The sequence below is a fragment of the Streptomyces nigrescens genome, assembly GCF_027626975.1.
Taxonomy (GTDB): Bacteria; Actinomycetota; Actinomycetes; order Streptomycetales; family Streptomycetaceae; genus Streptomyces; species Streptomyces nigrescens.
Window position 1 is genome coordinate 4784395 of record NZ_CP114203.1, and the last position, 14662, is coordinate 4799056.

The window sequence follows — 14662 nt, forward strand, 5'->3', positions numbered from 1 at the left end:
CGAGCGCGTGGCCGAGGCGGCAGGGTTCCAGGGGACTGAACGGCCGCGTGGTCGATGGCTGCGAAGGACCGTGACACTGCTCACTGGAGTGCTCCTGCTGATGGGGCTGATCCAGGTTCCGCACGCTGCCACCGCCCAGGCGGCCCCGACGGGCTCCCGCACGGTCGACGTCACCATCGACTCGATGTCCCCGTCCGCTCCTTCCAAGAGCGACACGGTCACCGTCTCCGGGACGCTGACCAATGACGGACGCGACACGATCACCGACGCGCATGTCGGCATGAACCGCGGGGACGCCCTCGGCGGCCGGAGCTCCATCGACAATGTGTCCCGTCGCACCGGCTATCTGCCCGGCGCGGACGGCAAGGAGATCAACGGGAGCGCGGAGAAGATCGGCAAGCTGGAGCCCGGCGTCAGCCGCCCCTTCAGCGTCAGCGTGCCGGTCAAGGACCTCCGTCTCGACAAGGACGGTGTGTACCAGCTCGGTGTCTCTGTGTCAGGACGCTCGCAGGCCGCGCCCTACAACCAGGTCCTCGGCTTCGACCGGACGCTGCTGCCCTGGCAGGAGGCCGACGCCCAGAAGAAGACGCAGCTCACGTACCTGTGGCCGCTGATCTCCTCCACCCATCTCACCGCCGAGACCGACGCCGACGCCCAGCAGACGCCGGTCTTCCGCAACGACGACCTCGCTGCCGAGCTCGCGCCGGGAGGCCGGCTGCAGCAGATGGTCGCGCTCGGCAAGAACCTGCCCGTGACCTTCGTCATCGATCCCGACCTGCTCGCGACCGTCGACGCGATGACCAAGTCGTACCGGGTGAACGGCCCGGACGGCCCCATGGGCAAGAACCAGGCCGTCGCCAAGCAGTGGCTGCACGAGCTCGAAGAAGCGGTCAAGTCGCACGAGGTCGTCGCGCTGCCCTTCGCCGACCCCGACCTCGCCTCGCTCGCCCATCACGGCAAGAGCGTGCCCAGCGCGCTCAGCCACCTCGGCCCGGCCACCGACCTCGCCGAGTCGACCGTGGACACGATCCTCGGCGTGAAGCCGCGTACGGACTTCGCCTGGCCCGTCGACGGTGCGATCGACTCCTCGGTCGTGGATGTCGCGACCTCGGCCGGTGCGCACAACGTGATCACCCGCAGCGACAGCCTGCGGGAGACCGGAGGCCTGTCCTACACCCCGACGGCGGCCCGCCCCATCGGTGGCGGCAACACGGCCATCGTCGCGGATGCGCAGCTCTCGCGGGCCTTCGAAGGCGATATGTCGAAGGCCGGAAACTCCGTCCACGCGGTCCAGGACTTCGTCGCACAGACCCAGATGATCAGCCTTGAGGACCCCGACCGGCAGCGCAGCATCGTCGTGGCGCCGCAGCGCATGCCGTCCGTCAGCCAGGCCCACGCCATGGCCACCGCGCTGCGGACGCTGGACGACTCCGGGAGCTGGACCCAGTCGCTGAGCCTCGGCAAGGCGGCCAAGGCCAAGCCCGACCGCTCGGCCACCCGCCAGGTCCCGAGCGGTGCCGCCTACCCGTCCTCGCTGCGCCGCCAGGAACTCCCCACCAGCGCCTTCCGGCAGATCCAGGGCACCCAGGCCGCGCTGGACGACTACCGGGTGATCCTGGCCCAGCCGGAGCGTGTGGTGACCCCGTTCGGCAGCGCCATAATGCGGGAGATGTCGACGGAGTGGCGCGGCCATGCCTCCGGTGCCGCGGGATACCGGCACTCCGTCCGCAGCTACCTCGACGGTCTGACCAAGAAGGTGCACCTGATCCAGAAGTCGGGGGCGACGCTCTCCGGGCGCAGCGCCACGATTCCGGTGACGGTCCAGAACAACCTGGTCCAGGGCGTCAAGGACATGACGCTGAAGCTGACCTCGTCCCAGCCCAACCGTCTGGACGCGGGCAAGGCGCAGCAGATCACGGTGGACGGCGGCCACAGCCAGTCGTTCAAGTTCGCCACCACGGCGAACGCCAACGGCCGGGCCTGGGTGACCGCCCAGCTCTACACGGCCGACGGAAAGACCTACGGTGAGCCCATGATGTTCCAGGTGAACGTCACGGAGATCACCGCCACGGTGATGCTCGTCATCGCCGGCGGGGTGCTGCTCCTCGTCCTCGCCGGTGTGCGGATCTACCTCCAGCGCAAGCGGGCGGCCGCCCAGCGCGCGGAGGACGGGTCCGACGGCGAGGGTCCCGAGGACGACACAGGTACGGACGGCGACAACGGCGGCACGGACGGCGACGAGCCCGAGCAGCCGAGTGACCCCACGCCGGACACCGGATCGGAAAGCTCCGGCCCGTCCGGCTCAGGTGAGAAAGTGGACCGTTGATAGATAGCGGGGCCGGATGGCCGGCGACGGATGAGGTGGGGCAGCGATGAATGCGCCGTATGACGGTGACCGGGGCCGGGGCGCCAATGGCGACCCCACGGGCCCGGTGCCTCCGACGCCCCCGTTGCCCGCGGACCAGGACCCCTACGTCCAGGACGCCTACCGCAACGATCCGTTCCGCGCCCAGGACCCGACGGCTCAGGATCCGGTGACCGAGGCGCTCTACGACCGCGCCGCGCACCCCCCGCCGCCGGGACAGCCCGCGCCCCCGCCCTACCAGCAGCCCGCCGCCGGCCGGCACACGCCCGACCCGCAGCAGTGGGCCCCGCCCCCGCCACCCGGGCCACAGGCGCCGGCCCCCCACCTCCCGTACGGCGAGGACCAGGCGACGACACAGCTCCTGGGCCTCGACCACCTGATGACCCGCGCCTCCAACGAGCGTCCGGAGTCCGACGCCTTCGCGCATCTCTACCGGGACCAGCAGCACTACGAGCCCCAGCAGCCCGCTCCGGTGCCTCCGGGGCCCGCGGCGGCCGGCGCGGAGGCGGTGCCCCAGCAGCCCGCGCCGGAGCCGGAGCCCGCCCCTGTGGCGGCGGCCGGCAAGCCCTCCGGCGGCCGGGCCTCCGGTCTGCTCAAGTCCAGCGCGGTGATGGCCGCCGGCACGATGGTGTCGCGTCTCACGGGCTTCGTCCGCTCGGCACTGATCGTCGCGGCGCTCGGCGGTGCGGTGCTCGGTGACTCCTGGCAGGTCGCCTACCAGCTTCCGACGATGATCTTCATCCTGACCATCGGCGGCGGTCTGAACTCCGTCTTCGTCCCGCAGCTGGTCCGCGCGATGAAGGAGGACGACGACGGCGGCGAGGCCTATGCCAACCGGCTGCTGACGCTGGTCATGGTGGTCCTCGGCGTGCTGACGGTCCTGTCGGTCGTGGCGGCGCCACTGCTGGTGAAGCTGGTCTCCTTCGACATCTCCCGCGACCCGGCCGCCAACGAAGTGGCCGTCGCGTTCACCCGCTACTGCGTACCCACGATCTTCTTCATGGGTCTGCATGTCGTGATGGGACAGATCCTCAACGCCCGCGGCCGCTTCGGCGCGATGATGTGGACCCCGGTCCTCAACAACATCGTCATGATCGCCACCTTCGGCCTGTTCATCTGGGTCTACGGCACGGCGGAGACCTCGCACATCGGCGTCACCACCATCCCCGACGAGGGCATCCGGCTCCTGGGCATCGGCACCCTCCTCGGGCTCGTCGTCCAGGCGCTGGCGATGATCCCGTACCTGCGCGACGCCGACTTCAAACTCCGGCTCCGCTTCGACTGGCGCGGCCACGGCCTGGGCAAGGCCGCCAAGCTCGCCAAGTGGACGGTGCTGTTCGTGCTCGCGAACCAGGCCGGCGTCCTGGTCGTCACCCAGCTCTCCACCTGGGCCGGAAACACCGCCAACGACCAGGGGCACCCGGGCACCGGCTTCATCTCGTACGCCAGCGCACAGCTGATCTGGAACATGCCGCAGGCGATCATCACCGTCTCCGTGATGGCGGCGCTGCTGCCGCGGCTGGCCCGGTCGGCACACGACGGTGACACCGGAGCCGTCCGCGACGACATCTCGCAGGGCCTGCGCACCTCCGCCGTCGCCATCGTCCCGATCTCGTTCGGCTTCCTCTCCCTCGGCATCCCGCTGTGCACGCTGGTCTACGGTTCGTCCGGCGCCGGCATCCCGATGGGCTACATGCTGATGGCTTTCGGTGTGGGCCTGATCCCGTTCTCGGTGCAGTACGTCGTCCTGCGCGCCTTCTACGCGTACGAGGACACCCGCACGCCCTTCTACAACACGGTGATCGTCGCCGCCGTCAACGCCGTGGCCTCCGGTCTCTGCTTCCTGGTCCTGCCCGCGCGCTGGGCCGTGGTCGGCATGGCCGCCTCGTACGGCCTGGCGTACATCATCGGCGTCGGCGTGGCCTGGCGCCGTCTGAGCAAGCGCATGGACGGCGACCTCGACACCGCTCATGTCGTCCGGACCTACGCACGGCTGGCCGGCGCCAGCATTCCGGCCACGATCGTCTCGGGGGCCGCGGTGTACGGGATCATGCAGACACTCGGCACCGGGTTCCTGGGGTCGATCACCGCGCTGATCGCCGGTATTGCCGCACTTCTGGCCGTGTTCTACGTAGCCGCACGCAAAATGCGCATCGAGGAACTGAACGCCCTGGTCGGCATGGTCCGGTCGAAGCTTGGACGTTAGTTGAGCACAACCATCGACTGCCACCGTGTGTCGTGCATAGTGGCGGACTGTGGGCACAATTGTCTTGGCTCATTGAGCCTGCAACGGATGGGGAGGCAGGAACGACGGTGGCGGAACGGAGCACGGCTGCCGTCGACGTGGCTGACACGAGCGGTGAGGAACCGCTGACCGCCAAGGCGGGTAAGGCCACGGACGACGGTGCTAAGGCCGAGAAGGTATCCGGCAGGGAACAGGACGCCGCAGGCACCGATGAGGAGCGTGCCGAGGCGATCGAAGCCCAGCCACCGGAACTGCACAGCGGCCACAAGCTTGCCAGACGCTACCGCCTCGAAGAGTGCGTCACCCGTCTGGACGGATTCAGCAGCTGGCGTGCGGTCGACGAAATGCTGCGCCGCGCCGTCGGTGTGCACATCCTGCCCGCCGACCATCCCAGAGCCCGGCCGGTGCTGTCCGCCGCCCGCTCGTCGGCGCTGCTCGGTGACCCCCGGTTCGTCCAGGTCCTGGACGCCGTGGAGGAGAACGACCTCGTCTACGTCGTCCATGAGTGGCTGCCGGACGCCACCGAGCTCACCACGGTGCTCGCCAACGGCCCGCTGGAGCCGCACGACGCCTACCAGCTCGTCAGCCAGGTCTCCCAGGCCATGGCCGCCGCGCACCGCGAGGGTCTCTCGCATCTGCGGATCACCCCCGGCTCGGTGCTGCGTACGGAGTCCGGGCAGTACCGCATCCGCGGCCTGGCCGTCATGGCGGCACTGCGCGGCATCACCTGCGAGTCCCCGCAGCGCACGGACACCGAGGCGATCGGTGCACTGCTCTACGCCGCGCTGACCCAGCGCTGGCCGTACGAGAACGACGCCCATGGCCTCACCGGCCTGCCCAAGGGCGTCGGGCTGATCGCGCCCGACCAGGTGCGCGCCGGAGTTCACCGCGGGCTGTCCGAGCTGGCCATGCGCGCGCTGATCAACGATGGCGCCACGGCCTCCCGCCAGGAGCAGCCGTGCACCACCCCGGAGGAACTGGCCAAGGCTGTCGCGGCCATGCCGCGCATCCGGCCCCCGGAGACGGCGTTCAACGCCCCGCCGCCGTACCAGCGCACCGGCTACCAGCAGGGCAGCTATCGGCAGTCGTCCGCCCACGGCGCGGCGGCACCGCATGCCACGCAGCCGGTCACCCCGCCTCCGTCGCCGCTGCAGAGCCGCACCGGCCGGGCCCTGAAGTGGTCCGTCTCGGCGCTGCTCATCGCGGCACTGGGGCTCGGCAGCTGGCAGCTGGCGGACACGCTGCTGAAGCGGGAGAAAGACCAGGACGCCCCGGGGAACTCACAGCCGGCCGGCGGTCCGAAGAAGCCCACAGGAAAGGCTCTCCCGGTCAAGGGCGCCACGGAGTTCTCGCCCCTGGCCGAGCCTTTCTCGGAGGATCAGGCTCACAACGTCACGGACGGCGATCCGAGTACTGCTTGGGTGACAGGACGGTTCCTGGGCTGGCCCAACTTCGGAAACCTGTCGCCGCGCGCAGATGGCAGTGGAATCATCCTTGACCTCGGAAGCGCCAAGGACATCTCCGGGATACAGGTCACCATGTATCGGCCGGGCCAGACCGCAGAAGTCCGCGCGGCGGCACCCTCCGCAGCAGATCCGACAACGCTCGGTGATTTCTCACAACGCCTTTCCAAGCTGGGAAAGTCCGGCGACAAGTTGGATGTGAAGCTCGACCAGCCGGTGAAGTCTCGCTATGTCCTGGTCCACATCACGAAACTTCCCACTGATGGAACATCGGATGGGTTCCGCGGCGGTATTTCAGAAGTCAAAATCTTCAGCTGACTCACCAGCATTAACTCGGTGCACCGGGACCCCGTAGAAATACGAGGTGGAGAACGCCCCGCCAACCTTCGGGTCGGCGGGGCGTTCATCGTGCGGCAGACCAGCCTGATCCTGTCCCCACCAGGGCGTCACCCCCACCCGAAACCCTGGCACGTGGACTAAAATGATCATGCGCACTCGCTCAAGTGCCGCACCGACCAACATTCGCCCGACAGGGCATCAGGGGGAGACTTTGTTGAAGCACACCGGGTGGCGCCAGGCCGCAACGGCATCTGTGGCCACTTTGATTCTCGTCGGCGGGATCGCCACCGCCACCCCTGCGTCCGCTGCCGGCGGCAACTACAGCTGTCGCAACTGGAAGCAGACGGTCGCCACGTGGAGCGCGAGCTGCACCGTCAAGAGCGGTCAGGCTCGTGCCGTTACCGACTGCAGCAACGGAAAGACGATTTACGGCGCGTGGACCGGCCGCGGAACGTGGAGGTTCGGCGGCAACTGCGGCAGGTACTTCATCGTCGCCCAGGACACCCAGGGGCGCAGCTAGCCCCACAAGGCACGATGGCCTGCTGACGAATCAGCAGGCCATCGTGCCTCTTTCGGACGACTTGGCCTTTTCCCGGCGCAACTCGGCCCGGCCCAGTGATCACGCCCGTCGCCGGGCAGCCCACCCTCAAGGTCGAAGCGACACCTGAGCAGCACTTCCCTGAGAAGTGAAAGCAGCAACGCATCCTTTTGCGTTCTCGGGCAAGAAGGTCACTCGTCTACCCGTCGATGAGCTCCCTAGTGGTTCTCCACACACCTGCCTACGATGAACAGTGACGCACTGTTGCTGCACGTCAGGAGACGCTTACGTCAGGTAGCAGCAGCTTGGCGATCTTTACGCCGATGTCCCACAGGGGGCAAGATTCCCAGGAGTCGGCGCTAGGTGAGGGGGTATGGGTGGGTCTGCTAGAGGACTCTAGTGATCAAGACCTCATCGCTCGCCATGTCGCAGGTGACCCCGAGGCGTTCGGGGAGATCGTCCGGCGGCACCGCGACCGTCTCTGGGCGGTGGCACTGCGCACCCTCGGGGATCGCGAAGAGGCCGCCGATGCCGTGCAGGACGCCTTGGTCTCCGCCTACCGAGCGGCGCACACCTTCCGCGGTCAGTCCGCGGTGACGACATGGCTGCACCGCATCACGGTCAATGCCTGTCTGGACCGAGCCCGCAAGACAGCCTCACGACGCACCTCGCCTGTCGCCGAGACCGAGCGGCTGGAGCAGCTGCTCGAGCCCGAGGAATCCGCCGCCGCACCCGCCGAGCGTCAGGATCTGCACCGGGAGCTGCTCAGCGCCCTGCGCACCCTTCCCGAGGAACAGCGTGCCGCGCTCGTCCTCGTCGATATGCAGGGGTACCCCGTCGCGGAGGCCGCAGCCATCCTCGACATCCCGACCGGAACGGTGAAAAGCCGCTGTGCACGAGGCCGGGCTCGGCTCCTCCCCTTGGTCACCCATCTGCGCGCCGACAACGGGGATAGCAAACCCGCGAGCGGGGGAAGGAACCGGGCGCAGGGGACATCCGTCCCACCGACGGCAGGGCCGAAGGACACAGGTGCCGTGAAGGGCGGAGGTGGGCGAGCGTGACGTCGACGACCGGCACGGGTGAGCACCCCACAGGTGAGCACCCGGAGGTCTCCGAGATCTCCGAACTCACGGACGGGCTGCTTTCCCCCTCGCGCACCGCGGAACTGCGCGACCATCTCGCCACCTGCCCCCTGTGCGACGACGTCTATGCGTCCCTGGAGGAAATCCGGTCGCTGCTCGGCACGCTCCCCGGACCGCTGCGGATGCCGGCCGATGTCGCCGGCCGCATCGATGCCGCCCTCGCCGCCGAAGCGCTGCTGGACGCCACCACTCCCGTCGCCACGGTGGCTGTTTCACGTGAAACAGCCACCGTCCCCGTCGTGGTTTCACGTGAAACCGACGATGAGGCTCACCGCCGAGGAACACCGTCCGCCCGGCCCGCCGGACGCCCCCGGGGCTCCTCCGGACCGGGACGCCAGACGCCGGGGGGCCGGGCGTCCCGTGCGCGGCGGTGGCCGCGGATTCTGCTCGGCACCGCGGCGGCCGCGGCAGTCCTCAGCTTCGGCGGCCTTCTCATCCAGAACGCCGCCCTCGACGGCACCCAGGCGAGCAATCAGGACCGAGCCACCGCCACCCCCGAGAAGACCACCGGCGGTACCGGCGCCCTGACCGCTGCCAGCCTGGAATCCCATGTCCACGATCTGCTGGCGTCCAAGGGCTCGCACAAATCCCCGGACATCAGCACCCGGAGCACTCCCGACACCCCGCTGCGCGGCAACGCCGACACCATCCCGTCCTGCGTCCGCCATGGCATCGCACGTCCGGAGAGTCCGCTGGCGACCCGCCACACCCGCTACCAGGGCCAGGACGCCTACCTCGTGGTGCTGCCGGATCCGGCCGATCCCCAGCGCGTCTCTGCGTATGTCATCGCTTCCTCCTGTGTCTCCGCCACACCACCGGCTCCCGGGAAGGTCCTGCTGTCGCACTCGTTCCAGCGAGACTGAGCGACGAGAAGTGCGCTGTGACACTCCGGGAATGCTCGCCCCGTAGGATCCGTTGGGTGGGGTGAGAGAACCGAGAGCCCCAGCAAGCAGTCGGCAGAGACAAGGAAGACACCCGTGAGCGACGTCCGCAACGTGATCATCATCGGCTCCGGGCCCGCGGGCTACACCGCAGCGCTCTACACCGCCCGCGCGTCCCTGAAGCCGCTGGTCTTCGAAGGTGCCGTCACCGCCGGAGGCGCGCTGATGAACACCACCGACGTGGAGAACTTCCCCGGTTTCCGCGACGGCATCATGGGGCCGGACCTCATGGACAACATGCGTGCCCAGGCGGAGCGCTTTGGTGCCGAGCTCGTGCCGGACGACATTGTCGCGGTCGATCTCTCCGAAGAGATCAAGACCGTCACCGACACCGCTGGAAATGTGCACCGGGCGAAGACCGTGATCGTCAGCACCGGCTCCCAGCACCGCAAGCTCGGCCTGCCCCGTGAGGACGAGCTGTCCGGTCGCGGCGTCTCGTGGTGCGCCACCTGCGACGGGTTCTTCTTCAAGGACCAGGACATCGCCGTCATCGGCGGGGGCGACACCGCGATGGAGGAGGCCACTTTCCTCTCCCGCTTCGCCAAGTCGGTCACGGTCGTCCACCGCCGTGACACCCTGCGGGCCAGCAAGGCCATGCAGGAGCGTGCGTTCGCCGACCCGAAGATCAAGTTTGTGTGGGACAGCGAGGTCGCCGAGATCCACGGTGAGAGCAAGCTCTCGGGTCTGACGCTGCGCAACCTCAAGACGGGCGAGACCTCCGAGCTCCCCGTCACCGGCCTCTTCATCGCGATCGGCCACGACCCGCGGACCGAGCTGTTCAAGGGCCAGCTGAAGCTCGACGACGACGGCTACCTCAAGGTCGACGCGCCCAGCACGCGTACCAACCTGAGCGGCGTCTTCGCGGCCGGCGATGTCGTCGACCACACCTACCGTCAGGCCATCACCGCGGCAGGCACGGGCTGCTCCGCCGCCCTCGACGCCGAGCGTTTCCTCGCGTCGCTGTCGGACGGCGAGTCGACGGCCGAGCCGGAGAAGACTCCCTCCGCCTGAACCGCGCACCCAGCTTTCCCACCACCCACCCAGTAAGGAGAATCCCATGGCCGGCGCCACGGTGACCGTCACGGACGACAACTTTGAAGAGGTCGTCCTCAAGAGCGACAAGCCCGTTCTCGTGGACTTCTGGGCCACCTGGTGCGGCCCGTGCCGCCAGGTCGCCCCGTCGCTGGAAGCGATTGCCGCCGAGAACGACGGGATCGTCATCGCCAAGCTGAACACCGACGAGAACCCGGCCACCACCGCCAAGTACGGCGTCATGTCGATCCCGACCATGAACGTCTACCAGGGCGGCGAGGTCGTGAAGACCATCGTCGGCGCCAAGCCGAAGGCCGCGATCGAGCGCGACCTGGCGGACTTCCTCGGCTGAGTCACACCGCCACGTTTCACGGGAAACGGGCCCGCCCCCTGAGGGAGCGGGCCCGTTCTCTGTTTCACGGGAAACCGTCGGCTCTACAGCGGCCGCAGTGCGGGCTCCTTCTGGACGGCTCCCAGCAAGCGGTCGAGTGCGAGCTCCACGTCTTCCTTCCACGAGATCGTGGTGCGCAGCTCAAGGCGCAGCCGAGGAAAGCGGGGGTGGGGACGCACGGTCTTGAAGCCCACTGCAAGCAGATGATCGGCGGGCAGCACGCAGGCCGGCTCACTCCACCGGGCATCCCCGAAGGCCTCGATGGCTTTGAAGCCACGCTGGATGAGGTCCTTGGCGACCGTCTGGACCATCACCCGCCCCAGCCCCTGGCCTTGGTAGCCGGGGATCAGCCAGGCCGTCAGCAGCTGCACCGCATCCGGCGAGACAGGACTGGTGGGAAAGGCCGTGGAGCGCGGCACATAGGCCGGCGGGGCGTACATCACGAACCCGACCGGCACCTCATCGACATAGACCACCCGCCCACAGGACCCCCACTCCAGCAGTACTGCCGAGATCCAGGCTTCCTTCTCCAGCTCAGGGCGACCCGTCTTTACCGCGGCCTCGCCACTGACGGGGTCGAGCTCCCAGAAGACACAGGAGCGGCAGCGCTTGGGGAGGTCCGGAAGGTTGTCCAGCGTGAGCGGTACGAGCCGACGGCCCATGAACCCAGGTCCTCGCTTTCCTCGCCTGCCACACCCCGAAGCGCCGTCAGCGCCACCTGCTCTCTGAGCAGACCACCAACGAACCCTCCGATGGCTGCGAGACCGAACCCCGCTGCCAACAGTCCGGTGCGGCTCACCGATCGCATGGCCCTCTCCTCGGTGTGAGATGTCCACATGGATGCGTGCCATACCCGAACGCATCGTATCCACCCTTTACGGGCACGGGTACCGCATGAGTGCAAAGGGCGGGCCGTGTTCCGGTATGGGCTCCGGAACACGGCCCGCCCAGGAGCCGAGAGCCTCAGCTCACTCCTCTTCGTTGTTCTCCTCGGCCAGCGTCTGGCCCAGGACACGCCCCTCACCCGGGGCAAGCGTGCCGAGAATGCGCTCCAGATCGTCCATCGAGGCGAACTCAACGACGATCTTTCCCTTCTTCTGTCCCAGGTCGACCTTCACCCGGGTCTCGAAGCGGTCGGACAGCCGGGAGGCGAGGCCCGTGAGCGCGGGAGACACCCGGGCACCCGCGCGGGGCCCGTTGCTCTTGCTCGCGCCCTTGGGGGCCGACCCCATGAGCGTCACGATCTCCTCGACGGAACGGACCGAGAGCCCCTCCGCCACGATGCGGCGCGCAAGGTGGTCCTGCTCTTCCGAGTCCTCCACGGAGAGCAGCGCACGGGCGTGCCCCGCGGAGAGCACACCCGCGGCAAGCCGCTTCTGCACCGACGGCGAGAGCTTCAGCAGCCGCAGCGTGTTGGAGACCTGCGGGCGCGAACGCCCGATCCGGTCGGCCAGCTCGTCATGCGTGCACTTGAAGTCCTTCAGCAACTGGTCATAGGCGGCTGCCTCTTCCAGCGGGTTGAGCTGCGCCCGGTGGAGGTTCTCCAGAAGCGCATCGAGCAGCAGCTTCTCATCGTCCGTGGCCCGCACGATCGCGGGAATCTTCTCCAGCCCGGCCTCACGGCATGCCCGCCAGCGGCGCTCACCCATGATGAGCTCATACCGCCCCGGTCCCGTCTGACGGACCACCACCGGCTGGAGCAGGCCCACCTCCTTGATGGAGGTGACCAGCTCGGCAAGAGCGTCCTCGTCGAAGACCTCCCGCGGCTGCCGCGGGTTCGGCTTGATCGCGTCCAGCGGCACCTCGGCGAAGTGCGCACCGGACACCTCCGAGACGCCCGCCGACGATGCCTCGGCCCCGGCCGGTGCTTCCGTTTCACGTGAAACACCGTGCGCCGGCAGCGAGGTTACCTTGGCAGCCGCCACTCCACGCTCCGGAGCGAGGACCGGTGCGGACGACGGTGACGTCGCCCCCTGCCCCGCGGCCCCGGCATGATCCGTGCTCTGCGGTGCCGCGGGGATCAGCGCACCGAGCCCACGGCCCAGGCCTCTACGTCGTTCACTCACTGAGTCCCCTCCGAGATGCTGTGCTGTGCTTCATAGTTGACGCTGAGGCCCTGACCCCCGGTCTGCGGGACCCCACGCAATGCGATCTCCCGGGCCGCTTCGAGGTAAGAAAGCGAACCGCTGGATCCCGGGTCATAGGTGAGCACCGTCTGCCCATAGCTGGGTGCCTCGGAGATGCGCACCGAGCGGGGGATGCTCGTACGGAGCACCTCATGGCCGAAGTGGCTGCGCACCTCATCGGCGACCTGGGACGCCAGCCGGGTGCGCCCGTCGTACATGGTGAGCAGGATCGTCGAGACATGGAGCTTGGGGTTGAGATGCCCCCGCACCAGATCGACGTTCCGCAGCAGCTGCCCCAGTCCCTCCAGTGCGTAGTACTCGCACTGAATCGGGATCAGCACCTCGGCGCCGGCCACCAGGGCGTTGACCGTGAGCAGGCCGAGGGAGGGCGGGCAGTCGATGAAGATGTAGTCCAGCGGCTGTTCGTACGCCTTGATGGCGCGGTCCAGCCGGCTCTCACGTGCCACCAGCGAGACCAGCTCGATCTCCGCACCGGCCAGATCGATCGTGGCGGGCGCACAGAACAGGCCCTCCACATCCACGACCGGCTGCACCACGTCGGAGAGAGGCTTGCTGTCCACCAGCACGTCATAGATGGAGGGCACTTCGGAGTGATGGTCGATCCCCAGCGCCGTGGAGGCATTGCCCTGGGGATCGAGGTCGATCACCAGAACCCGGGCACCGTGCAGGGCCAAGGAGGCCGCCAGGTTCACCGTGGTCGTGGTCTTTCCGACCCCGCCCTTCTGGTTGGCAACCACCATGACCCGCGTCTGTTCAGGCCGGGGCAGCCCCTCACCCGCGCGGCCAAGTGCCTCCACCGCCAGCTGAGCTGCACGACCGATCGGGGTGTCGTCCATCGGGGGCGGCGTTTCACGTGAAACGTCGTCCCCGAACGACTCGCTACGGGGACCGGGGACCGGATCGGTCATCGGTCCCGCGATGTTGGCGTCGGACCGCAAGGATTCACTCTCCTCGACATCAGGCTCGCAATGTTCAGAGCCTGCCATGCTTTCGGTGTCGTGAACCAGTGAGGTCCGTTCTCCTGTGGACGAATCCACTTCTGTGGATACTTCGCTGACCCTTGTGGGTCTACGGTCGCGCGGCACGGCGGCCGCACGACCACGGTCGATGATCCCTTGCAGCAGAGAACGACGTTTCACGTGAAACACGATGCCAGCGTCGCGCCTGAATCAGCCGCGACACTCCGTCTTGTGTCGTTTTGATGGCATTTACGGAATTCACCCGTTCCTCATCTTCGCGGAACGGAATGCCCTCACCTCAACGCCGGCCTCCATCGCGCCGGCATCGGGCATCAGCGACGGCGCCCCCTCGACGCACGACTCACGCGCGCCGCCTTCGCCCGCTTGGCCGCAAAGCGCACACCGCCGGGGCTCTCGCCCACCTCGACCCGCACCACGGTCGACGGCGGATCCACAATGCCCTCGCCCACGTGCACCACCGAGGTCTCCACCACACCGAGCTTGCTCAGCGCCGCCCGGGCCCCCTTGAGCTCCTCCTCCGCCGCATCGCCCTTGAGCGCCAGCATCTCGCCGTAGGGACGCAACAGCGGCACACCCCAGCCGGCCAGCCGGTCGAGGGGGGCGACGGCACGCGCCGTCACCACATGCACCTGGGGGAGCTTGCCCATGACCTCTTCGGCCCGCCCGCGCACGACCGTGACATGGTCCAGCCCGAGCAGCTCGACGACCTCCTGAAGGAAGTTCGTACGCCGCAGCAGCGGCTCCAGCAGCGTGATCTTCAGATCCGGGCGCACCAGGGCCAGCGGGATACCGGGCAGCCCGGCCCCCGAGCCCACGTCGCAGACCGAGACGCCCTCGGGCACCACCTCGGAGAGCACGGCGCAGTTCAGCAGATGCCGCTCCCACAGCCGCGGCACCTCACGCGGGCCGATGAGCCCACGCTTCACCCCGGCGTCGGCGAGCAGTTCGCCGTACCGCACGGCTTCCGGAAAGCGCTCACCGAATACCTCCTCCGCCGCCTTCGGCGCAGGAGGGAGCTCTGCTGCTTCCTCCGTCACGGGAACCGCCCTTCTTCTGGACTGCTTTTTCTGCCGGGGACC

Annotated in this window: 12 protein-coding genes; 8 read left to right on the top strand and 4 right to left on the bottom strand. The window is 68.3% G+C overall.

Features of this window, described 5'->3' with window-relative positions; all coding sequences use genetic code 11:
- Positions 1–7 precede the first annotated feature (7 nt).
- The 8 genes from STRNI_RS21380 (at position 8) to trxA (ending at position 10417) form a co-directional block, all read left to right on the top strand.
- Positions 8–2326 carry a DUF6049 family protein gene (locus STRNI_RS21380; protein WP_381844058.1) on the top strand — a complete coding sequence of 773 codons (2319 nt, stop codon included), beginning with the start codon at positions 8–10 and terminating at the stop codon, positions 2324–2326.
- 46 nt (positions 2327–2372) lie between these two features.
- On the top strand, positions 2373–4571 hold the full coding sequence (gene murJ / locus STRNI_RS21385) for a murein biosynthesis integral membrane protein MurJ (RefSeq protein WP_018092108.1): 2199 nt from the start codon (positions 2373–2375) through the stop codon (positions 4569–4571).
- A gap of 107 nt (positions 4572–4678) precedes the next feature.
- Positions 4679–6391, top strand: coding sequence for a serine/threonine protein kinase (locus STRNI_RS21390; protein ID WP_274737052.1), 1713 nt, complete (start codon positions 4679–4681; stop codon positions 6389–6391).
- A gap of 235 nt (positions 6392–6626) precedes the next feature.
- Positions 6627–6932, top strand: coding sequence for a hypothetical protein (locus STRNI_RS21395; protein ID WP_277411824.1), 306 nt, complete (start codon positions 6627–6629; stop codon positions 6930–6932).
- A 395-nt stretch (positions 6933–7327) separates the two neighbouring features.
- A complete protein-coding gene (sigM, locus tag STRNI_RS21400; protein WP_078518762.1) occupies positions 7328–8011 on the top strand; it encodes an RNA polymerase sigma factor SigM in 684 nt (227 codons plus the stop codon).
- Positions 8008–8955 (top strand): zf-HC2 domain-containing protein, encoded by a 948-nt coding sequence (locus STRNI_RS21405; RefSeq protein WP_159487384.1) that lies wholly within the window; start codon positions 8008–8010, stop codon positions 8953–8955. The genes sigM and STRNI_RS21405 overlap by 4 nt, the downstream gene beginning before the upstream one ends.
- Before the next feature lie 114 nt (positions 8956–9069).
- Positions 9070–10044 carry a thioredoxin-disulfide reductase gene (trxB, locus tag STRNI_RS21410; RefSeq protein ID WP_018092102.1) on the top strand — a complete coding sequence of 325 codons (975 nt, stop codon included), beginning with the start codon at positions 9070–9072 and terminating at the stop codon, positions 10042–10044.
- Between the two features lie 46 nt (positions 10045–10090).
- Positions 10091–10417, top strand: coding sequence for a thioredoxin (gene trxA / locus STRNI_RS21415; protein ID WP_018092101.1), 327 nt, complete (start codon positions 10091–10093; stop codon positions 10415–10417).
- A gap of 83 nt (positions 10418–10500) precedes the next feature.
- On the opposite strand, the gene STRNI_RS21420 is transcribed toward trxA, so the two are convergent.
- The 4 genes from STRNI_RS21420 to rsmG all read right to left on the bottom strand — a co-directional run bounded on the left by STRNI_RS21420 (position 10501) and on the right by rsmG (position 14620).
- Complete coding sequence (locus STRNI_RS21420) at positions 10501–11118, bottom strand: GNAT family N-acetyltransferase (protein WP_018092100.1); 618 nt, start codon at positions 11116–11118, stop codon at positions 10501–10503.
- Between the two features lie 306 nt (positions 11119–11424).
- On the bottom strand, positions 11425–12522 hold the full coding sequence (locus STRNI_RS21425) for a ParB/RepB/Spo0J family partition protein (RefSeq protein WP_266438588.1): 1098 nt from the start codon (positions 12520–12522) through the stop codon (positions 11425–11427).
- Positions 12519–13589, bottom strand: a complete 1071-nt coding sequence (locus STRNI_RS21430; protein ID WP_078518757.1) for an AAA family ATPase — start codon at positions 13587–13589, stop codon at positions 12519–12521. Before STRNI_RS21430 ends, STRNI_RS21425 begins: the two co-directional genes overlap by 4 nt.
- Positions 13590–13894: 305 nt before the next feature.
- On the bottom strand, positions 13895–14620 hold the full coding sequence (rsmG, locus tag STRNI_RS21435; RefSeq protein WP_026170062.1) for a 16S rRNA (guanine(527)-N(7))-methyltransferase RsmG: 726 nt from the start codon (positions 14618–14620) through the stop codon (positions 13895–13897).
- Between the last annotated feature and the right edge of the window lie 42 nt (positions 14621–14662).